This window comes from Blautia sp. OM07-19 (genome assembly GCF_003481595.1).
GTDB classification, from domain to species: Bacteria; Bacillota; Clostridia; order Lachnospirales; family Lachnospiraceae; genus Blautia_A; species Blautia_A intestinihominis.
Map to the genome: position 1 here is coordinate 30,458 of NZ_QULA01000007.1, position 21,591 is coordinate 52,048.

A 21,591-nucleotide genomic window follows, 5' to 3' on the forward strand; every position below is an offset into this window, starting at 1 on the left:
TTCATTGTGTTATAATCAGAAAGCTGTGAAATAGTAAATTCGTCAAATTAATACGAATAGAAAATAGAACGAACATAGAGAGGTGAAAATCATGCGTGAAGGAATCCATCCGAACTACTATCAGGCAACTGTAACCTGCAACTGTGGAAACACATTCGTAACAGGATCTACAAAGAAAGATATCCACGTAGAAATCTGTTCCAAATGCCATCCATTCTACACAGGACAGCAGAAAGCGGCTCAGGCTCGCGGACGTATTGATAAGTTCAACAGAAAATACGGCTTAAACAAATAATCAGACAGAATAAGAAACTAGAGAACAGGTTGAGGTTGGGAAATCTCAACCTTTCTTTGCTTCTGTGGATAATTGGAGTGATATATGAAACCATCAAACATTGGCGGACAGGCGGTAATGGAAGGTATCATGATGCGCCACAAGGACAAATATGCAGTTGCAGTACGCCGTCCGGATAAAGAAATAGAATTGAAGGTTGAGGATTACAAGTGCACCTTCGGTAAGGCTTCTTTCCTTAAGAAGCCGATCATCCGTGGTGTGGTCAGCTTTGTGGACGGACTTGTAGTCGGAACCAAGTGCCTCATGTACTCGGCAGAGATCGCAGGAGACGAGGAGGACGAGGAAGAAGCGGCAAAGAATGCGAAACTTTCAGAGGAAGAACTTTCTGCCAAGAAAGAGAAGGAAGCAAAGCAGTTCCAGTGGCTTCTGTACATAACGGTTGCGATTTCCATTGTTGTCTCCGTAGCAGCTTTTATGCTGCTTCCGTATGCACTGGCAAGCCTTCTTCGTAAGGTCGGAGCTTCTGAGTTTGGAGTGACTGTGGCGGAGGCTTTTGTGAAACTGGCACTGTTTCTGGGATATATGTTCCTGATCTCCAGAATGAAGGATATCCAGAGGACCTTCATGTATCATGGAGCGGAGCATAAATGCATCAACTGTGTGGAGCATGGAATGCCTCTGACAGTAGAGAATGTAATGGCAAGTTCCAGACAGCATAAGCGTTGTGGAACCAGTTTCCTGTTTCTGGTCATGCTGGTGAGTATCTGCCTGCATTTTGTTTTTGTGCTGGTGCCTGTTTACTGGGTCCGCCTTTTCGGACGTCTCCTGATGGTGCCGGTCGTGGCGGGAATCTCCTTCGAGATGATTCAGTGGGCCGGAAGAACGGACAGCAAACTGGCAGATTTTTTCAGTAAGCCGGGTCTGGCAATGCAGAAACTTACGACCAAGGAGCCGACACCGGACATGGTTGAGGTTGCAATCAAGGCAGTAGAAGCAGTTTTTGACTGGAAACAATATCTGAAAGATGAGTTCGGCTGGGAGCCGGATGAAGAAAATGAGGAAGACCATGCAGACATTTCATGAGCTGTTGACTGAGGGAACACAGCTTCTTGTAAGTGCGGGGATTGAAGAAGCCAGGTTGGATGCCTGGCTCCTTCTGGAGTATACGGCAGATATCGGCCGTGCCTGGTACTATGCTCACCCGGAAACGGAAGCAGGAGAAAAAACAGCCCTCAAATATCTTGAATTATGTAAACAAAGAGCAGAGCATATCCCGCTTCAGCATCTGACACATCAGGCGTGCTTTATGGGATATGATTTTTATGTGGATGAGAGAGTCCTCGTGCCGCGGCAGGACACAGAGGTTCTGGCGGAGGAAGCACTGGACCGTCTGAAGGAGATCCCGAATCCGAAGATCCTGGATATGTGTACGGGATCTGGATGCCTGCTTTTAAGTATCCTTATGGAGAGATCGGATGCTTTTGGAACCGGCGTTGATATTTCTGAGGACGCACTTAAGGTTGCCGGACAGAACAGAAAAAACCTGAATCTCGAAGAACGGGCAGTTTTGGTACAAAGTGATACATTTTCGGGAGATTATTTTCAGAAAAACAGTGGAAATACATCCTTGGAATATGATATGCTTATTTCAAATCCGCCTTATATACCTACGGCGGATATTCAGCAGTTGATGGATGAAGTAAGGTTTCATGATCCGGTACTGGCTCTGGACGGGCGCGAGGATGGCCTTTATTTTTACCGCAGGATCACCGAACAGGCGGGCAGCTATCTCAAACCGGGCGGCTGGCTGATGTACGAGATCGGCTGTGAGCAGGGAGCAGATGTATCTGCGATCATGAGACAGAATGGCTTTGTCGATGTCGCTGTAAAGAAAGATCTTGCAGGACTTGACAGAGTGGTAATTGGTAAAAAGCAAATGCAGGAGGAACAGCATGTTTGATAAACTTGATGACTTGCTGATTCGTTTCGAGGAAGTTCTGAATGAACTCGGAGAACCGGGCGTGACAGACAACCAGGAACGTTTTCAGAAGCTGATGAAGGAACAGAGTGATCTGCAGCCTATCGTAGACACTTATACAGAATACAAGAAAAACAAAGAAACCATCCAGGACAGCCTTTCCATGCTGGAAGAGGAGAAGGATGAGGATATGCGCGAAATGCTCAAGGAAGAACTTTCCGATGCCAAGAAGCGCGTGGAAGAACTGGAACAGGAACTCAAGATCCTGCTTCTTCCAAAAGACCCAAATGACAGCAAGAACGTTATCGTGGAGATCCGTGCAGGTGCCGGCGGTGATGAGGCGGCGCTTTTTGCAGCAGAGATCTACCGTATGTATGTGAAATACGCAGAATCCAGAAGATGGAAGACAGAGATGATGAGTCTCAATGAGAACGGCATCGGCGGATTCAAGGAAGTCACTTTCATGATCCAGGGACAGGGTGCTTATTCCCGCCTGAAATATGAGAGCGGAGTACACCGTGTACAGCGTGTACCGGAGACAGAATCCGGCGGACGTATCCATACTTCCACCTGTACTGTAGCGATCATGCCGGAGGCAGAGGAGATCGACTTCCACCTGGATATGAATGACTGTAAATTTGACGTATTCCGTGCGTCCGGTAACGGTGGACAGTGTGTCAACACCACGGACTCTGCGGTACGTCTGACACATATTCCGACAGGAATCGTTATTTCCTGTCAGGATGAGAAATCCCAGCTCAAGAACAAGGACAAAGCACTCAAGGTACTTCGTTCCCGTCTGTATGAGATGGAACTGGCAAAGCAGCATGACGCAGAGGCAGAAGCAAGAAGAAGCCAGATTGGAACCGGTGACCGTTCCGAGAAGATCCGTACTTACAACTTCCCGCAGGGACGTGTGACAGACCACAGGATCAAACTTACTCTTCATCGCCTGGAAAGCATTCTCGGTGGTGACCTGGATGAGATCATCGACAGCCTGATCGCCGCAGACCAGGCAGCTAAATTAAGTTCATTAAATGAAGAAGAATAAAGGGAGGAACTTCAAATGAAAAAAACTGCACTTGTAATCATGGCAGCCGGAATCGGAAGTCGCTTTGGAAAAGGAATCAAACAGCTTGCACCAGTAGGACCTAATGGTGAGATCATTATGGACTACTCTATTCATGATGCACTGGAGGCAGGATTCAATAAAGTTGTATTTATCATCCGCAAGGACCTGGAAGAAGAATTCCGCCGCGTGATCGGTGAGAGGATCGAGAAAGTTACAGAAGTTGCATACGCATTCCAGTCCCTGGATGATCTTCCAGAAGGATTTGAGAAACCGGCAGACCGTACAAAACCATGGGGAACAGGGCAGGCAGTCCTTGCTGCAAAGGCAGTTCTTGACGAGCCATTCATGGTAATTAATGCAGATGATTATTACGGTAAGGAAGCATATGTCAAAGTCCATGATTATCTGGTACAGGAACAGCCAGAAGATGGAATCCATCACATCTGCATGGCAGGATTCCGTCTTGGAAATACCTTAAGTGATAACGGAAGCGTTACCAGAGGTGTATGCCACATCGAGGACGGTGCACTGGTTGGTGTTACAGAGACACACAATATTTTCAAGACAGCAGACGGTGCAGAAGCAAGAGATGACAATGGAAATGTAGAGAAACTGGATATCAGAAGTCTTGTTTCCATGAACATGTGGGGACTGACACCGGCATTCATGGATACTCTGGAAAAAGGTTTCGTAGATTTCCTTCAGAATGTAGAAGAGGGAGATATCAAGAAAGAATATCTTCTTCCGGAAATGATCGACCGTCTCATCAAAGATGGCAAGGCAAAAGTAGATGTACTTGAGACAAAGGATACCTGGTTCGGCGTAACTTATCAGGAAGATAAAGCTGCTGTAACAGCCGCATTCAAAAAACTTGTAGAAGACGGAGTATATCCGGCACAGCTTTATAAATGATTTAATCTGGATCTAAGGAGAGTGACATAAGATGGGTAAATATTTTGGAACAGATGGTTTCCGTGGAGAAGCCAACGTACAGCTGACAGCAAATCATGCATTTCAGGTAGGCCGTTATGTGGGCTGGTACTATGGTCGTGAGCACAAAGCAAAGATCGTGATCGGCAAGGATACAAGAAGAAGCAGCTATATGTTTGAATATGCACTGGCAGCAGGACTGACCGCTTCCGGAGCAGATGCATATCTTCTTCATGTAACGACAACTCCAAGTGTTTCTTATGTTGTCCGCACAGAGGATTTTGACTGTGGAGTCATGATCTCTGCAAGCCACAATCCATTTTATGATAATGGAATCAAGCTTCTGAACGGAAACGGACAGAAGATCGAAGCAGAGGTAGAGGCAAGGATCGAGGCATATCTGGACGGCAGACTGGAAGAACTTCCATATGCGACAAGAGAAGATATCGGACGTACCGTTGACTTTGCTTCCGGACGTAACCGTTATATCGGTCATCTGATCTCTATCCCAAGCTGTGATTTCAAGAATATCAAGATCGGTCTTGACTGCTCCAACGGAAGTTCCTCTGCGATCGCCAAGAGTGTATTTGATGCGCTGAGAGCCAAGACTTATGTGATCAACGATGAGCCTGATGGAACAAACATCAACAGAAACTGCGGTTCCACACATATCGAAGTTCTGCAGAAATATGTTGTAGATCATGGACTGGATGTAGGCTTTGCCTATGATGGTGATGCAGACCGCTGTATCGCAGTTGACCATAAGGGAAACATCATCGATGGCGACAAGATCATGTATGTCTGCGGTAAATATCTCAAATCACAGGGCAAACTCAAGGGAAATACTGTTGTTACTACGGTTATGTCAAACATGGGTCTGTACAAAGCCCTTGAAAGAGAAGGAATCAATTATGAGCAGACAGCAGTCGGCGACAAATATGTAGCAGAGAACATGATGGAAAACGATTACAGTATCGGAGGCGAGCAGTCCGGACATATCATTTTCAGCCGTTATGCAGCTACCGGTGACGGTATCCTGACATCTCTCATGCTCATGGAGGCATGTGTCGAGCAGAAAGCAACTCTCTGTGACCTTGCAAAAGAAATGAAAGTGTACCCGCAGATTCTCCGCAATGTCCGTGTGGCAGACAAGAAGACGGCAAGAGAAAATCCGGCAGTTGTAAAAGCTGTTGAGGATGTTGCAAGAGCACTTGGAACAGACGGCCGTATCCTTGTGAGAGAGAGTGGAACAGAACCACTGATCCGTGTTATGGTAGAAGCTGGTACAGAGGATATCTGTGCAGAGCATGTAAATCATGTGGTACAGGTGATGGAATCAGAAGGATTAATTGTAGAAGGATGAGAAACAAAAAAATCATATGTCTGCTGGCAGCCGGTCTTGGAGCATTGCTCCTGACCGGCTGTGGTGGAGAAAATCAAAAAACATATGAGCAGGCAAATGCAGATCTGGAAGAGGCTAACTATGATTATGCACTGAATGAATACCAGGCCTGTATTTCTGCCGGATATAAGCTGGCACAGTCTTACAGGGGATCAGGAATTGTCAAACTGCGTACCGGCGATTATCAGGGGGCGATCGATGACCTGACAAATGCGCTGAATGATGAGAAAACGGGCAAGTCTGACAGAAAGGATCTTCTGGAATACCGTGCTGCAGCAGAACTCAAGGCAGAATTGTATGATCAGGCGATGGCAGACTGTCAGACGCTGGCTGAGGATTATTCGCTGAATGCGAATGATTATTATCTTACGGGCTGTGTGGCGCTTGCCATGGATTCTTATGATGAGGCTTCCTCCAATTTCTCAGAAGCCTATGGAAGTGATTCTACTTATGAGATGGCGATCCAGATCTACGAGGCATATCTGGGACAGGATATGGAAGCTGACGGCACGAGATACCTGGAAGCTGCACTTAAGACAGAGGCAAAGACAGCCGATGATTACTGCGAACGTGGCAAAGTTTATTATTATATGGATGATTATGAGAATGCCAGGACAGAGCTTACAACAGCTGCTGATAAAGGCAGCACAGAGGCAACACTGATCCTTGGCATGGTATATATGGCGCAGGGAGATACTTCCAATGCCCGTAGCTTTTATCAGCAGTATATTGATGCGGATGGAGATGATCCGGCGAAGGGCTATAATGGTCTGGCACTCTGCGATATCTCAGATGGAGATTATGACAGTGCACTTCAGAATATCAGCCAGGGTCTCGGAGATGCGACATCGGATGAGATGAGAGATCTTCTGTTCAACGAGATCGTTGTCTATGAGAAAAAACTGGATTTTTCTACCGCACTTTCCAAAGCCCAGGAATATGTACAGACATTTAAGGATGATGATGCAGCAGCGAAGGAACTGACCTTCCTTCAGTCAAGAGTTGGAAACCAGGCAGCGGCAGGGGATGCCAGTGAGGCAGACACTTCCAATGAAAGTACAGCGGAGGAATCAGCAGATACTGGCACAGACGAATCTTCCGAGGAGAGTTATTAAGTTATGCAGTTTTATGAATTTAAGGAAACCCAGGAGAGGGTGATCCTCATTGGTGTTCAGACAGAAGTGGGAGACGATGTAGAAGCTTCTCTGGATGAACTTGAAGAACTTGCTGAGACTGCCGGAGCAGAGACAGTAGCGAAGGTGATCCAGAACAGAGAGGCAGTCCATCCTGGAACCTATATCGGCAAAGGCAAGATTGAAGAAGTGGCATCCCTTTTACGCGCTCTGGATGCCAATGGAGTCATCTGTGATGATGAACTTTCTCCGGCACAGCTGAACAATCTGGAACGGGAACTGGACTGCAAGGTTATGGACAGAACCCTTCTGATCCTGGATATTTTTGCAGGACGTGCTGTATCCAGTGAGGGTAAGATCCAGGTCGAACTGGCGCAGCTTCGTTATCGTGCGGCGCGCCTCGTCGGACTTCGAGAATCCCTGTCCCGTCTGGGCGGCGGTATCGGTACGAGAGGACCTGGAGAGAAGAAACTGGAAACAGACAGACGACTGATCCGTACCAGGATCTCTGCACTCAAGGCAGAACTTGCACAGGTGGAGAAACACAGAGAACTGATCCGCGGTAAGCGTTCCAGAGGAAACCTCAAGACAGCGGCGATCGTAGGATATACGAATGCAGGAAAGTCCACTCTTTTGAATACACTGACAGGAGCGGGGATCCTGGCAGAAGACAAGCTTTTTGCCACGCTGGACCCGACAACGAGAGTGCTCGAACTCAAGGACGGACAGCAGATCCTGCTTACAGATACTGTAGGATTTATCCGTAAACTGTCGCATCATCTGGTAGAAGCTTTCAAGAGTACACTGGAAGAAGCAAAATATGCAGATTATATCATCCACGTGGTGGATGCATCCAACCCGCAGGCGGAGCTTCAGATGTTCACAGTTTATGAAACTCTCCGGGAACTGGGAGCGACCGGCAAAAAGATCGTTACACTTCTGAACAAACAGGACCAGGTAACAGGAAGCGGTATCCGTGATCTCAAAGCGGATTATACTGTGAAATGTTCTGCACGAACAGGAGAAGGTCTGGATGAATTTAAGGACGTCCTTGCGAAACTTCTGGCGGAGGATCAGATCTATCTGGAGGAATTGTACCCGTACAGTGAAGCTGGCAAGATCCAGAAGATCCGTGAGTTTGGAAGCCTTCTCTCAGAAGAATATCGTGAAGATGGAATTTTTGTAAAGGCACGTGTACCGGCAGAAATCTTTGTTTCTGTGATGCCGAAATAACGTGCGAAAAGCCCGAAAATACGGGCAAAACCGGCAGATATCATAAGAAAAATATAACAAAAACAAACACTATATAGTTGTGAAATGATTAACATGACACAATATATAGTGTTTTTTATATATTGACGCAAAGGGCATAGTTTGATACAATAGGTCTACAGCGCATGACAGGGAGGTATGGTGTAGCATGTTTCAGGTAGTTAAACGTGACGGAGAGATCGCAGACTTTCAGATGTCCAAGATCACTTCAGCCATTGACAAAGCATTTGACGCAAAAGAAAAAATTTACAGTAAGGATATGATCGATCTTCTCGGACTTCGGGTTACGGCAGACTTTCAGAATAAGATCCAGAACAATAAAGTAACCGTAGAGGACATCCAGGACAGCGTGGAGAACGTACTGATCCAGGCCGGATACAGCGATGTGGCAAAGGCATATATCCTTTATCGCAAACAGAGAGAAAAGATCCGTAATATGAAATCAACGATCCTCGACTACAAAGAAATCGTAGACAGCTATGTTAAGGTCGAGGACTGGCGAGTAAAAGAAAATTCAACAGTAACATATTCCGTCGGAGGTCTGATCTTAAGTAACTCCGGTGCAGTAACAGCCAATTACTGGCTTTCAGAGATCTATGATAACGAGATTGCAGAAGCGCACAGAAATGCAGATATCCACATTCATGATCTGTCCATGCTGACAGGCTACTGTGCAGGATGGTCTCTCAAGCAGCTGATCCAGGAGGGACTTGGCGGAATCGAGGGCAAGATCACATCCGCCCCGGCGAAGCACTTAAGCGTTCTGTGTAACCAGATGGTCAATTTCCTTGGGATCATGCAGAATGAATGGGCAGGAGCACAGGCATTTTCTTCTTTTGATACTTACCTTGCTCCGTTTGTCAAGGCAGACGGACTTGCTTATCCGGAAGTCAAGAAGTGCATTGAATCCTTTGTTTATGGCGTAAATACCCCAAGCCGCTGGGGAACACAGGCACCGTTCTCCAATATCACACTTGACTGGACCGTTCCAGACGACCTCGCAGAGCTTCCGGCGATCGTAGGCGGCAAGGAAATGGACTTCAAGTACAAAGACTGCAAGAAAGAGATGGATATGGTCAACAAGGCATTCATCGAGACAATGATCGAGGGTGATGCCAACGGAAGAGGATTCCAGTATCCGATCCCGACCTATTCCATTACGAAAGATTTTGACTGGTCAGATACAGAGAACAACCGTCTGTTATTTGAAATGACAGCGAAATACGGAACTCCGTATTTTTCAAACTATATCAACAGCGATATGAAACCGAGCGATATCCGCAGCATGTGCTGCCGACTTCGTCTTGACCTTCGTGAACTCCGCAAGAAGAGCGGCGGATTCTTTGGTTCCGGTGAGAGCACAGGTTCTGTCGGCGTAGTAACGATCAATATGCCAAGGATCGCATACCAGTCCAGGACACCGGAGGAATTTTACCGTAGACTGGACCGCTTGATGGATATTTCCGCAAGATCACTGCATATCAAGCGTGAAGTGATCACGAAACTTCTGAATGAGGGACTGTATCCGTACACCAAGAGATATCTGGGAAGTTTTGACAACCACTTCTCGACAATCGGTCTTGTAGGAATGAATGAAGCTGGTCTGAATGCGAGATGGCTCGGATGCGACATGACTGATGAACGTACTCAGAAATTTACCAAAGAAGTTCTGACACATATGCGTAACCGACTTTCTGATTATCAGGAGGAATATCCGGGAGAACTCTTTAACCTGGAGGCGACTCCGGCAGAGTCCACCGCATACCGTCTGGCAAAACATGACCGTAAACGCTGGCCGGACATCCGTACAGCAGGAAGCAAGGGCGACACACCGTATTACACAAACAGTTCCCATCTTCCGGTCGAATTCAGCTCTGATATCTTTGATGCACTGGATATCCAGGACGAGCTTCAGACGTTGTATACTTCAGGAACTGTATTCCATGGATTCCTCGGAGAGAAACTTCCGGACTGGAAAGCAGCAGCATCTCTGGTACGCAAGATCGCAGAGAACTACAGACTGCCGTATTACACGATCTCACCTACCTACTCCGTATGCAAGGAACATGGCTATCTGAGCGGTGAGCACTTTACCTGTCCGAAATGTGGCAAGAAGGCAGAAGTTTACAGCCGTATTACAGGATACTATCGTCCGGTACAGAACTGGAACGATGGTAAGGCACAGGAATATAAGAACCGTACTTTATATGATGTGATGCATTCTTCACTCAAGAAGGTACACACCAGCATGGTGACAGTGACAGAGGATGATGTCAAAGTAGAACCGGTGGAAACACATAAATACCTGTTTACTACAAGTACCTGTCCGAACTGCCGTATGGCCAAGAAAATGCTGGAAGGCGAAGATCTGGAGATCATTGATGCAGAGAAGAATCCGGACATGGCGCGCCAGTTCGGGATCATGCAGGCACCGACTCTGGTCATCACAGATGGAGAGCATCTTAAGAAATATGTGAATGCATCCAATATCCAGAAATATGTGGATGAAGAATTAGACTAAAATATCAGACCGTCAGGAGCACAAGAAATGTTTCTGACGGTTTACTTTTTGTATAAAGGTGAGTATAATGAAAAAAGTTAGTATATTTATACATACAGGACGAGGAGAGAGAAAATGATCAAACAGAATATCGTATTCATCGAAAACAAAGCAGGAAGCCTTCAGAAAGTAACAGGTCTCCTCAAAGAAGCAGGAATTGACATCTATGGATTTGCATGTTTTGATGCACCGGAATTTGCACTGTTCCGTATGGTGACAGACAAAGCAGATGAGGCAGAGAAGATCCTTACAGAGAATGGATATATGAACCGTGTGACAGAGGTCATTGCCGTAGACATCAAGGATGAAGTCGGCGGCCTGAATGCTGTTCTTGAAGTTCTCGGAAACTGCAATGTAAACCTTGATTATATTTATACATCTTATCATAGAGGAAACAGTCTTCCGATCATGATCCTTCAGACAGACGATGTTTTTGTCACAGAAAACGTACTGACCAACAATGGCTTCCGTGTACTGAACAGTCTGGAGGGCTAAAGATCATCATGAACAGCACTGCTTTTAAGAAGGGACTCCATGACGGAGTCCCCATTGGTCTGGGATACTTTGCGGTATCCTTTACTTTTGGTATGATGGCGGTTGCAGGCGGGATCTCAATCGCCGCCGCCGTACTGATCTCACTGACAAACCTTACTTCAGCGGGACAGTTTGCAGGGATCGGGATTATTTTTGCTTCGGGATCTCTGTGGGAGATGGCACTGACACAGCTTGTTATCAACTTGAGATATTGTCTGATGTCATTCTCACTTTCCCAGAAACTGGAACGAGGTGTTTCTACAGGGCACAGACTGGCTGTTGCTTTTGGTGTGACGGATGAGATCTTTGGTGTCAGTGCCAGCCAGGAGGGGCGTGTCAGCCCATGGTACAACTATGGTGTGATGGCAGTTGCGATTCCAGGATGGACACTGGGTACTCTGGTCGGGGCAGTCTCAGGAAATCTTCTGCCGGATTTCCTGGTCAGTGCACTGAGCGTGGCAATCTATGGAATGTTCCTCGCAGTCATCATACCGCCGGCAAAGAAAAACAGAGCGATATTAGGTGTTGTGATCGGAGCAATGGCAGTCAGCACCATCTTTGCAGTTGTTCCGGTTCTGAATAAAGTTTCTGCCGGATTTGTGATCATCATTACAACCGTACTGGTAGCCGGAATCGCAGCATATTTCTGCCCGGTCCCGGAAGAGAAGGAGGCGTAGAGAGATGAAGCCAAATATATATGTTTATATCCTGGTCATGGCAGGTGTTACCTACCTGATCCGTATGCTTCCATTGGTCCTTTTTAAGAAGGAGATCACAAGCCCGTTTGTAAAATCTTTCTTATATTATGTGCCATATGCCTGTCTTGCTGCGATGACTTTCCCGGCGATCCTGACAGCGACTGCAGGAGGAATCCTTTCCGGTGTGGTAGGACTTGTCGTGGCACTGATTGTCGCGTATAAGGAAAAGAGCCTTCTGACGGTGGCATTATTCGCATGTGCGGCGGTGTTTATTGCAGAAAGAATCATGGGATTTGTGATGTGAACAGGGAGAATGTACAGGGAAAAAGACACATTCTGCAAGATATCTGGAAGTTTTGTTGATTGACACTTCTCAGGGCGTATGGTAGTATGATAAATGCATATATTACGATGTTACGCTGAAGATAGTATAGGATATAAGCTGCAGCGTAATAAAACAGAGGAAGGAAATTATACGATGTTAGAGAATTTGAATTCGTATCTTGATGATCCGATTGACGGAAACAAACAGGATGATGAGGTAGAGATTGATCTGCTTGAGATTTTTAATGTGTTAAAATCCAAATTCCTGATTCTTCTGACAGCAGGTCTGCTGGTTGGCTGTCTCTGCGGATTATTCACGAAATTTGTAATGACTCCGGTATATACCTCTACATCAAGCATTCTGGTTCTGTCCAAGGAGACAACACTTACTTCTCTTGCTGATATTCAGCTGGGAACCAGTCTGACAAGTGATTACACCGTACTGATCAAGTGTACACCTGTTCTTGAACAGGTAATCAAGAACCTGGATCTGGATATGGATTCTGATGCTCTGAGAAAAAGTATTTCCATAGAGAATCCATCCGACAGCCGTATTCTGGAGATTTCTGTACAGAATACAGATCCGGAGCAGGCAAAGAAGATCGTAGATGAGATCGCTAATGTAGCATCCAATTACATTGGAGATAAGATGGAGGTTATTCCGCCTAAGATCATTGAGATTGGTAAGATCCCGGCAGTTCAGTCTTCACCAAGCATGAAGAAGAATGTCGTAATGGGATTTATCCTTGGCGTGGTAGCAGCAGCAGCAATCGTAGTTGTGATCACAATTATGGATGATACTCTGAAATCAGAAGATGATATTGCGAAATATCTCGGCATTTCTGTTCTTGCAGTAGTTCCGGACAGAAAGGACTACGTCCACTACAAAGGCAAGAAACGCAGGAAAAAAAGACACTGATTTGGATGGAGGAATCTTATAAATGAGGAAAATTGCAATAAAAGATATCAGAAAGCAGGATTATTTCTATACAGAAGCAATCAAGACTCTTCGTACCAACATCCAGCTTTCAGGAAAGAGTATCAAGACGATCATGGTCAGTAGCTGCTTTCCGAATGAGGGGAAGAGCGATATTGTCCTTAGTATAGCTCAGGAGTTAAGCAGTATTGGCAAGAAAGCGCTTATTATAGACGGAGATATCCGTAAGTCTGATTTTGCGATCCGTCTGGGAGTTGAAGAGGAAGTAGTTGGGCTGTCTCAGTTCCTCAGTGGACAGGCAGAGGTCAAGGATCTTATTTATTCAACCAGTTACCCGAATTTACATATTATTTTCGGAGGACCGATTGCACCGAACCCGTCAGGCCTTCTCAGTGAGGATCTGTTCCGGACATTCATGAAGGAGATTCGGAATTATTATGATTATATCATTGTAGATACACCTCCGATCGGAAGTGTAATCGATGCAGCGGTAATTGCGAGATACTGTGATGGTGGGATTTTTGTCATTGAACCTGGTGTCGTAAGCTATAAGCTTGCACAGAAGTGCATCAAACAGCTTGAGAAGAGTGGATGCCGTATTCTTGGGGCAGTAATGAATAAAGTTGACACCAAGAAGGATAAGTATTATTCTTCCTATTATAAACATTATGGTGGCTATTATCAGAAACTGGCAACATCAGAACAGACAGAAAAAACACAATAAAAGAAAGCAGGTTAGAAGTGAGCTGGAACAGTAGAAGAAATAGTAAATTTACAAATATTATTCTGGTGATCATTTGTATTGCATTGATTGTGGTTCTTGGAGGACTGTTACTGACAAACCGCAAGGAAATGAAGCAGGAATCAGAACGTCTGCAGAAACTGTCAGAGAAGCAGGAGACAGGAATTGACAATTATGAAACTGTAAAGGAACATGCGTCTGAACTCAAAGAAGAAGCAGGTGAAGAAGACAGCACAGGAACTGCTGATACTTCCAAACAGAAGCAGGAAGCAGCGACAAATAAAGCGAAATCTTCGGATACTGATAAGACTTCAGAGGAAGACAAGACTTCTGATACAGACAAATCTTCAGAGTCCAAGGACAGTGAGACACAGAATGCTGATAAGAGTAATACAGCGTCCGGGAACAGTGAAAAGAAATGAAGACTAAGAGAAGAAGATCTCAGAGACAGAGTAGAGCAAGGATTGTGATTGTTGTCATTGTGATTATTCTGGTGGCAGCATTGTGTGTTGGATATTTTCTGTGGAAGCAGACACAGGGAGTTGTGAAGACCAGTACAGGTGCCAGTCAGGGGGAAACGGTCAGTTCATCAGACCAGAGTACTGTTGAGTATGAAGGAGCGACGTACCGTTACAATGATCATCTGAGCAATTACCTATTTATGGGAATTGATTCAACAGAAGAAGTCAGTGAGATGGAGAGTCAGTTGGATGCCGGACAGGCGGATTCTATTTATTTAGTATCTCTGGATCGGGCGACTGAGCAGGTGCAGGTACTTTCCATTCCACGTGACACAATTACAGAGATTGAGGTTTTTAACCCGTCAGGAATAAGTCTGGGAATGACGGACAACCATATTAACTTGCAGTATGCCTATGGAGATGGTAAGGAAGAAAGCTGTGAACTGATGAAAACAGCAGTTTCGAATCTTCTTCATGGCCTTCCGATTCAGGGATATTATTCTATGAACATCAGCGGTATCTCCGAGATTGGGAAGCTTGTAGGTGATGTGGAGATCGTTGTACCGGATGACAGTCTGGAAGAATACGATCCTTATTTCAAAGAAGGAGCAACCGTAGTTATCAATGGCGATAATGTAGAAGAATTTTTGCGTTATCGAGATTCGGGCAAGAGTCAGAGTGCACTGGTTCGCCAGCAGCGGCAGAAGATCTATCTGAAGGCTCTGATCCCGAAACTTCAGGAGAAGACACAGACAGATTCCTCTTTTGTGGGTAATATGCTGAATGATATCCAGCCTTATACCGTAACAAATATGGGAAATGATGTGTTTGTCAAACTCCTGAATGCAGCAGGAAACAGTACACTGGAAACACAGACTGTTCCTGGTGAGGGCGTAGAAGGGGAATATTATGACGAGTATCATGTAGATGATGATGCACTTTACAAACTGGTTCTTTCTATGTTTTATAATAAGTTGTAAGAGATAGTTAGCACGTAAGTACTATTATCTAAATAAAAATCCCAAAGGAGAGATGAAAGATGAAGCTCAAAAAACGTATCATGGCATGTGTTGTTGCAGCAGCAGTAGTAGTTACTTCTGCAGTTACTGCAATGGCAGCAGGAAGTATCGACAAGACTGGTAAAGCAGACGGTTACAAAGTTGCAGTTGTAGATACAACTACACCTATTTACCAGGAAATTTCCAAAACTTACACAGTTCTTCCGGGCGCAGTTGTTGATGTAAACAAAGGCACAGATGTAATGAAAGATTTCATCGCAGCAGCAAAAGAAGAAACAACTGCAAACGCTAATCTGACAGAAGATCAGAAAGCAAATCTCTTAGAGATCGCTGAAAAACTTGAAGGAACAGAATTCGTAACAGCATTCTACTCCCTGACAGAAGATGAGAACTCTGATGTAACTATCGAAAAAACAGAGGATGGTAAATACAAAGTAACTCTTACTGTTCAGAACCTTACAAAAGACTTAACAGGACTCAAAGTTCTGGCTTACAATGCAAAAACAGGACTCTGGGAAATCGTTGAGATTCCGGCAGAAGATATCGATTTAGAGAACCACACAGTTACAATCACTCTGGAAGACATTTCTCTGTTCTCCATCATCTCTGATGCTCCGGCAGCTAAATAATTAGTTCAGAGGTTTCATATTAATGAAGTGAATTCAATCCCCTTGGATGACCGTAATCGGTTGTCTGAGGGGATTATTTTTTGTATTACATATCTCAAAAGAAGAACTGGTGGTGCAAAAGTTGCCTGAATTCAGCACTATTGAGAAAGTTTTTCATAATAAACTCCACAAGTTGACAACCTGGATAGTTTAAACTAACATAATAGTAACAGTGTTATACCACTATAACAGAGTATGAAAAGGAGACTATTATGTTTTTGGAAATAAGGGATATCAGGAAATCATTTGGCTCCGGGGACAGCAGGGTAGATGTCCTCAAGGGTCTGGATCTGGATATTGAAAAAGGAGAATTTTGTGTGCTTCTGGGTCCATCCGGTTCCGGCAAATCCACGCTTCTGAATATCATTGGCGGGATCGAGAGCGTAGATGCAGGAAGCATTTCCATTGAAGGTGAGAAACTGGCAGATATGAAAGAAAAGAAACTTTCCCAGTACAGGCGGAAGCATCTGGGATACATCTTTCAGATGTATAATCTGATACCGAATCTGACTGTCCGTGAAAATATCGAAGTTGGGGCATATTTGAGTGACCGGGCACTGGATGTGGATGAGCTTCTGCATACACTTGGACTCTATGAGCACCAGAGGAAACTTCCGAACCAGCTTTCCGGCGGACAGCAGCAGAGAACTGCGATTGGACGTGCCATCGTAAAGAATCCGGATATCCTGCTCTGTGATGAGCCTACAGGAGCACTGGATTACAATACTTCCAAGGAGATCCTGAAACTGATCGAGACTGTTAATCAGAAATACGGCAATACCGTCATCATGGTAACGCACAACGATGCGATCAAGGATATGGCAGACCGTGTAGTTAAACTGCGTGATGGCATGATACGTAAGAATTATCAGAATGAACATAAGATCCCGGCAATGGATCTTGACTGGTAAGGAGGCGGTATCATGAAAAATCCTCTGAGAAAAAGGATCCCCCGTGAACTCAAAGGGGAATTCGGCAAATATCTGGTCGTGTTTATCCTGATGGTTACGACGATCGGAATGGTATCCGGTTTCCTGGTTGCAGATGGCAGTATGATCCAGGCATACAATGAGGGATTTGAAAAATACAACATCGAAGATGGAAACTTCCGCACCGGAGAGCGGCTGTACCGTGGACAGCGCGAAGCGATCGAAGAAAAAGGCGTCAAAGTCTATGAGAACTATTATATAGAAGATACTCTCACCAATGGCAGTACGATGCGTTTCTTCAAGAACCGTACAGATGTCAACAAAGTCTGCCTGATGGACGGCAAGCTGGCAGAAAAAACAGGCGAGATCGCAATCGACCGTATGTATGCGGATAACAATGACCTGAAGATCGGAGATACGCTGGAGGATGGAACAAAATCCTGGACGGTCACAGGGCTCGTTGCACTTTCCGATTACAGCTGCCTGTTTCAGAACAACAGTGACACAATGTTTGATGCGGTAAAATTTGGTGTTGGTCTGGTAACGGAGGAAGAGTTTGACACTCTCGATCAGGACAAACTCCAGTATAACTATGCCTGGACTTACAATGAAAAGCCACAGAGCGAGATTGAGGAAAAAGATGTTTCCGAAGATCTGATGAAGGCAATGGGAAAAGTAGTCACACTGGAAAATTTTGTTCCACAGTATCAGAATCAGGCGATCATTTTTACCGGTGACGATATGGGAAGCGATAAGGCAATGATGGTCATGCTTCTGTATATCATCATTGTGATCATGGCATTTGTATTTGGCATCACAACCAGCAATACGATCGCCAAAGAGGCCGGTGTCATCGGAACACTCCGGGCATCCGGTTATACCAGAGGCGAGCTGGCCCAGCATTATATGACACTTCCTGTCATTGTGACACTCATCGGTGCACTGATCGGAAATATTCTGGGATATACGGCGTTCAAAGATGTCTGCGCCGGTATGTATTATGGAAGCTACAGCCTTCCGACTTATGTGACGATCTGGAATGCAGAAGCGTTTCTTCTGACAACTGTGGTTCCTGTGGTGATCATGTTTGTGGTCAACTATGCAATCCTGCATCATAAGCTGAAGCTTTCCCCGCTTAAATTCCTTCGAAGGGATCTGTCCACCAGAAAACAGAAAAGAGCCCTTTATTTAAGCCCGAAACTCAAGATCTTCCACAGATTCCGTCTGCGTGTGATCTTCCAGAATATCAGCAACTATCTGGTGCTTTTTGTGGGAATCGTTTTTGCAAACCTGCTTCTGATGTTCGGGCTTCTGCTTCCGTCCGCACTGGATCATTATCAGATGGAGATCCAGAACAATATGCTGGCAAAATACCAGTATATGTTGTCTGTGCCGGTCAGTGTGATGGGAGGCAGCAATAAACTGGAAAGTATGCTGGATATGCTTCTTTTTTCACGTGATACGGAAACGGATAATGAAGATGCGGAAGAATTCAGTGCCTATTCACTGAATACGCTTCCGGGCAAATATAAGAGCGAAGAAGTGTCTCTTTATGGCATTCATGATGACAGTAAGTATATCGATGCGGATTTTTCGGATGGAGTTTATATCTCACAGGCATATGCAGATAAGTTTTTGTTGAAGCCGGGAGACACGATCACCCTCAAAGAAAAATATGAAGATGATGAGTATACATTCGGAATCGGCGGGATCTATGATTACAATGGAGGTCTCTGTATCTTTATGCCGCAGGATGAACTGAATCAGATGTTTGATCTGGGAGATGATTATTTCAGTGGCTATTTCAGCAACTCAGAGATTACGGATATCGACAGCAGCTACATTGGTTCCGTGATAGATCTGGATGCATTGACAAAGATTTCCAGACAGCTGAATGTATCAATGGGAAGCATGATGGGGCTGGTCAACGGCTTTGCGATCGCAATCTATATGATCCTGATCTATCTCCTGTCCAAGATCATCATCGAAAAAAACGCACAGTCCATCTCCATGACAAAGATCCTTGGTTACACGAACGGAGAGATCAGCAGGCTGTACATCATGTCCACATCGATCGTAGTCATCCTGTGCCTTCTCATCAGTCTGCCGATCGAGGCGACCGTGATGGAAGTCCTGTTCAGGGAAATGATGCTGCAGAGTATTTCCGGCTGGATTGCCTTATGGATCGACCCGATGATCTATGTGCAGATGTTTGCAGCAGGATTTGTGACCTATGGTATCGTTGCGCTGCTGGAATACAGAAGGATCCGCAAAGTTCCTATGGGCGAAGCTCTCAAAAATGCAGAATAAACTGGAATAAAATTCGCACTTCATATTGTTAAAGTGTTAAATAGCTGTTATAATAAAAGGACGAAATTGTTCACGGAAAAGAATTCCATTTTGCAGAATATAGAATAGATAACAGAGGTGAACGGAAAAGAGGAAACGATATGAGCCAGTTAGATGTACTTAGAGAGAGCCTGGGACAGTGTGACGAGATCCTTCTGGATGCACTGCTCATGCGTAACAGAATTGTAGAGGATATCATGGTTTACAAGGAAGCCAACGATATCCCGATCCTCCAGCCGGAGCAGGAGGCAAAACAGAAGGAATGGCTTGCCAGAAGAATGGAAGGCAAGCGTCATAAGAACGAAGTAGACGCAGTATTTGAGGAGATCACCAGAAACAGCAAGAAGATCCAGGCACGTAAACTGTTTGATTACAATATCGTGCTGATCGGTTTCATGGGAGCCGGCAAATCTACAATCTCTGATTTTCTTCGGACAGTTTTTGCCATGGAAGTTGTTGAGATGGATCAGATCATCGCGGAGAGAGAGGGAATGTCCATCTCCGATATCTTCGAGACCTATGGAGAAGAATACTTCCGCAATCTGGAGACAGAACTGCTGATCGAGATGCAGTCCAGGAAAAACGTTGTCATCTCCTGCGGCGGTGGTGTTCCGATGAGAGAGCGCAACGTTGTTGAGATGAAGAAGAATGGACGTGTCGTTCTCCTTACCGCAAAACCGGAGACAATCCTGAACCGTGTCAAGGACAATCACGACAGACCGCTCCTTGAGGGCAACAAAAACGTTGATTTCATCGCAGACCTGATGGAGAAACGCCGCGAGAAATACGAAGCTGCTTCTGACATCGTGATCGAGACAGATGGCAAGGACAAGCTGGAGATCTGCGAAGAACTCGTACACAGCCTCCGCGCCCTGGATGCAGAGAGTAAATAAGGCAGCAAAATAGCATACAACTCCCTGTCAATAGCATAATTTTACTATCATTTATAAAGATTTTACTAAAATATCCAGATGAGTCCCATCTGGATATTTTTTTTCGCAAAAATTGAAAGGTGCATCAAAAAACAGTCCATTTTGTTTAATATATCCATATGGTATTATAATCTCATCAAAAAGCTATACGAAATAGCTAATAAGAACGAATAAAAAATGGGAGGTTTCTTATGAAGAAAAAATTAGTTTTAGCGATGGCAGCAGCAATGGCAATCACATCCTGTGCAGTTCCTGCATTTGCTTCTGATGATGCAGCAGGCGGCGGAAAGATCGGAATTTCCATGCCGACACAGTCTCTGGAGCGTTGGAACAGAGATGGTTCTTATCTGGAAGAACAGTTCAAAGCAGCTGGCTATGATGTAGAGCTGACATACTCCGACAACGAAACAGACCGTCAGGTAAATGATATCCAGAACCTGATCTCCGACGGAGTTGACCTTCTGGTAGTTGCAGCTATCGATGGTGAAGCACTTAACACAGTTATGGATGAAGCTAAAGATGCTGGAATCCCGGTTATTTCTTATGACCGTCTGATCAAATCCGATGCAGTTTCCTACTATATTTCTTTCGATAACTACACAGTAGGTACTCTTCAGGGACAGTACGTAATCGATACTCTGGATCTTGACAATGCAGGTGACAAAACCTACAACATCGAGTTCACAGCAGGTGACCCGGCAGATAACAACGCTGGATACTTCTTCAACGGTGCTTACGATACTCTGAAACCTTATCTGGATGCAGGAACATTAAATGTAGTTTCCGGACAGACAGATTTCGACTCTGTTGCAACAGCTCAGTGGGATACACAGACAGCTCTCGAAAGAATGCAGAACATCCTCGCTTCCTACTATGCAGACGGAACACAGCTTGATGTAGCTCTTTGCTCCAATGACTCTACAGCACTTGGTGTTACACAGGCGATCGAGTCTGACTATGCAGGCAAAAATGACGTTCTGATCACAGGACAGGACGGTGACGAAGCAAACCTTGCAAACATCGTTGACGGAAAACAGTCCATGACCGTTTACAAAGCAGTTGCAAACGAAGCAGTCGTAACACTTGACCTTGCAGAAGCAATGCTGAAAGGTGACACAATTGATGAATCTCTGATCAAAAACTCTGGCTGGGATTTCGATTGTGCATATGATACAGAATCCTATGAAACATCTGATGGAAACAAATGCCCATCCTTCCTGCTTGTTCCTACAGTTGTAACCAAAGACAACATGAAAGAAGAACTTGTTGACACAGGATACTACACACAGGACGATGACGGATACCTTCATCCAGCAGGCTGATACTTCCGCAGGCAGTGAGCAACCAGTAAATATA

At 45.1% G+C, this 21,591-nt stretch carries 21 protein-coding genes; all 21 read left to right on the forward strand.

Annotation, left to right across the window (positions count from 1 at the left end; all coding sequences use genetic code 11):
• Positions 1-91: 91 nt before the first annotated feature.
• The 21 genes from rpmE (at position 92) to DXC01_RS07045 (ending at position 21,557) form a co-directional block, all read left to right on the forward strand.
• The gene (gene rpmE, locus DXC01_RS06945; RefSeq protein WP_022215410.1) at positions 92-295 is read left to right on the forward strand and encodes a 50S ribosomal protein L31; all 204 of its coding nucleotides are present in this window, start codon (positions 92-94) and stop codon (positions 293-295) included.
• An 84-nt stretch (positions 296-379) separates the two neighbouring features.
• A complete protein-coding gene (locus tag DXC01_RS06950; protein WP_118698603.1) occupies positions 380-1,378 on the forward strand; it encodes a DUF1385 domain-containing protein in 999 nt (332 codons plus the stop codon).
• Positions 1,362-2,255, forward strand: a complete 894-nt coding sequence (prmC, locus tag DXC01_RS06955) for a peptide chain release factor N(5)-glutamine methyltransferase (RefSeq protein ID WP_022215408.1) — start codon at positions 1,362-1,364, stop codon at positions 2,253-2,255. The genes DXC01_RS06950 and prmC overlap by 17 nt, the downstream gene beginning before the upstream one ends.
• Positions 2,248-3,324, forward strand: a complete 1,077-nt coding sequence (gene prfA, locus DXC01_RS06960) for a peptide chain release factor 1 (protein ID WP_022215407.1) — start codon at positions 2,248-2,250, stop codon at positions 3,322-3,324. The genes prmC and prfA overlap by 8 nt, the downstream gene beginning before the upstream one ends.
• Before the next feature lie 15 nt (positions 3,325-3,339).
• Entirely contained in the window at positions 3,340-4,257 is a 918-nt protein-coding gene (locus DXC01_RS06965) for a nucleotidyltransferase family protein (protein ID WP_118252115.1), read from the forward strand.
• 31 nt (positions 4,258-4,288) lie between these two features.
• Positions 4,289-5,638, forward strand: coding sequence for a phosphoglucosamine mutase (gene glmM, locus DXC01_RS06970; RefSeq protein ID WP_118698604.1), 1,350 nt, complete (start codon positions 4,289-4,291; stop codon positions 5,636-5,638).
• Positions 5,635-6,792, forward strand: a complete 1,158-nt coding sequence (locus DXC01_RS06975) for a tetratricopeptide repeat protein (RefSeq protein WP_022215404.1) — start codon at positions 5,635-5,637, stop codon at positions 6,790-6,792. Before glmM ends, DXC01_RS06975 begins: the two co-directional genes overlap by 4 nt.
• Before the next feature lie 3 nt (positions 6,793-6,795).
• Positions 6,796-8,043: a GTPase HflX gene (gene hflX / locus DXC01_RS06980; RefSeq protein ID WP_118698605.1), complete on the forward strand. Its 1,248-nt coding sequence runs from the start codon at positions 6,796-6,798 to the stop codon at positions 8,041-8,043.
• A gap of 187 nt (positions 8,044-8,230) precedes the next feature.
• On the forward strand, positions 8,231-10,603 hold the full coding sequence (locus DXC01_RS06985) for a ribonucleoside triphosphate reductase (RefSeq protein WP_022215402.1): 2,373 nt from the start codon (positions 8,231-8,233) through the stop codon (positions 10,601-10,603).
• A gap of 114 nt (positions 10,604-10,717) precedes the next feature.
• A complete protein-coding gene (locus DXC01_RS06990) occupies positions 10,718-11,137 on the forward strand; it encodes an ACT domain-containing protein (protein ID WP_022215401.1) in 420 nt (139 codons plus the stop codon).
• An 8-nt stretch (positions 11,138-11,145) separates the two neighbouring features.
• Entirely contained in the window at positions 11,146-11,853 is a 708-nt protein-coding gene (locus DXC01_RS06995; RefSeq protein ID WP_118252112.1) for an AzlC family ABC transporter permease, read from the forward strand.
• Positions 11,854-11,857: 4 nt separating this feature from the next.
• The gene (locus tag DXC01_RS07000; RefSeq protein ID WP_022215399.1) at positions 11,858-12,178 is read left to right on the forward strand and encodes an AzlD domain-containing protein; all 321 of its coding nucleotides are present in this window, start codon (positions 11,858-11,860) and stop codon (positions 12,176-12,178) included.
• A gap of 174 nt (positions 12,179-12,352) precedes the next feature.
• A complete protein-coding gene (locus DXC01_RS07005) occupies positions 12,353-13,117 on the forward strand; it encodes a YveK family protein (protein WP_118698606.1) in 765 nt (254 codons plus the stop codon).
• 22 nt (positions 13,118-13,139) lie between these two features.
• Positions 13,140-13,859 carry a CpsD/CapB family tyrosine-protein kinase gene (locus DXC01_RS07010; RefSeq protein ID WP_022215397.1) on the forward strand — a complete coding sequence of 240 codons (720 nt, stop codon included), beginning with the start codon at positions 13,140-13,142 and terminating at the stop codon, positions 13,857-13,859.
• 17 nt (positions 13,860-13,876) lie between these two features.
• A complete protein-coding gene (locus DXC01_RS07015) occupies positions 13,877-14,299 on the forward strand; it encodes a hypothetical protein (RefSeq protein ID WP_118698607.1) in 423 nt (140 codons plus the stop codon).
• Positions 14,296-15,318: an LCP family protein gene (locus tag DXC01_RS07020; protein WP_118698608.1), complete on the forward strand. Its 1,023-nt coding sequence runs from the start codon at positions 14,296-14,298 to the stop codon at positions 15,316-15,318. The genes DXC01_RS07015 and DXC01_RS07020 overlap by 4 nt, the downstream gene beginning before the upstream one ends.
• Before the next feature lie 59 nt (positions 15,319-15,377).
• Positions 15,378-15,986, forward strand: coding sequence for a hypothetical protein (locus DXC01_RS07025; RefSeq protein WP_118252109.1), 609 nt, complete (start codon positions 15,378-15,380; stop codon positions 15,984-15,986).
• A 251-nt stretch (positions 15,987-16,237) separates the two neighbouring features.
• Entirely contained in the window at positions 16,238-16,936 is a 699-nt protein-coding gene (locus tag DXC01_RS07030; RefSeq protein ID WP_022215394.1) for an ABC transporter ATP-binding protein, read from the forward strand.
• 12 nt (positions 16,937-16,948) lie between these two features.
• Positions 16,949-19,264 (forward strand): ABC transporter permease, encoded by a 2,316-nt coding sequence (locus DXC01_RS07035; RefSeq protein ID WP_022215393.1) that lies wholly within the window; start codon positions 16,949-16,951, stop codon positions 19,262-19,264.
• Between the two features lie 140 nt (positions 19,265-19,404).
• On the forward strand, positions 19,405-20,196 hold the full coding sequence (locus DXC01_RS07040) for a shikimate kinase (RefSeq protein ID WP_118252107.1): 792 nt from the start codon (positions 19,405-19,407) through the stop codon (positions 20,194-20,196).
• Between the two features lie 230 nt (positions 20,197-20,426).
• On the forward strand, positions 20,427-21,557 hold the full coding sequence (locus DXC01_RS07045; protein ID WP_118698609.1) for a substrate-binding domain-containing protein: 1,131 nt from the start codon (positions 20,427-20,429) through the stop codon (positions 21,555-21,557).
• Positions 21,558-21,591 lie beyond the last annotated feature (34 nt).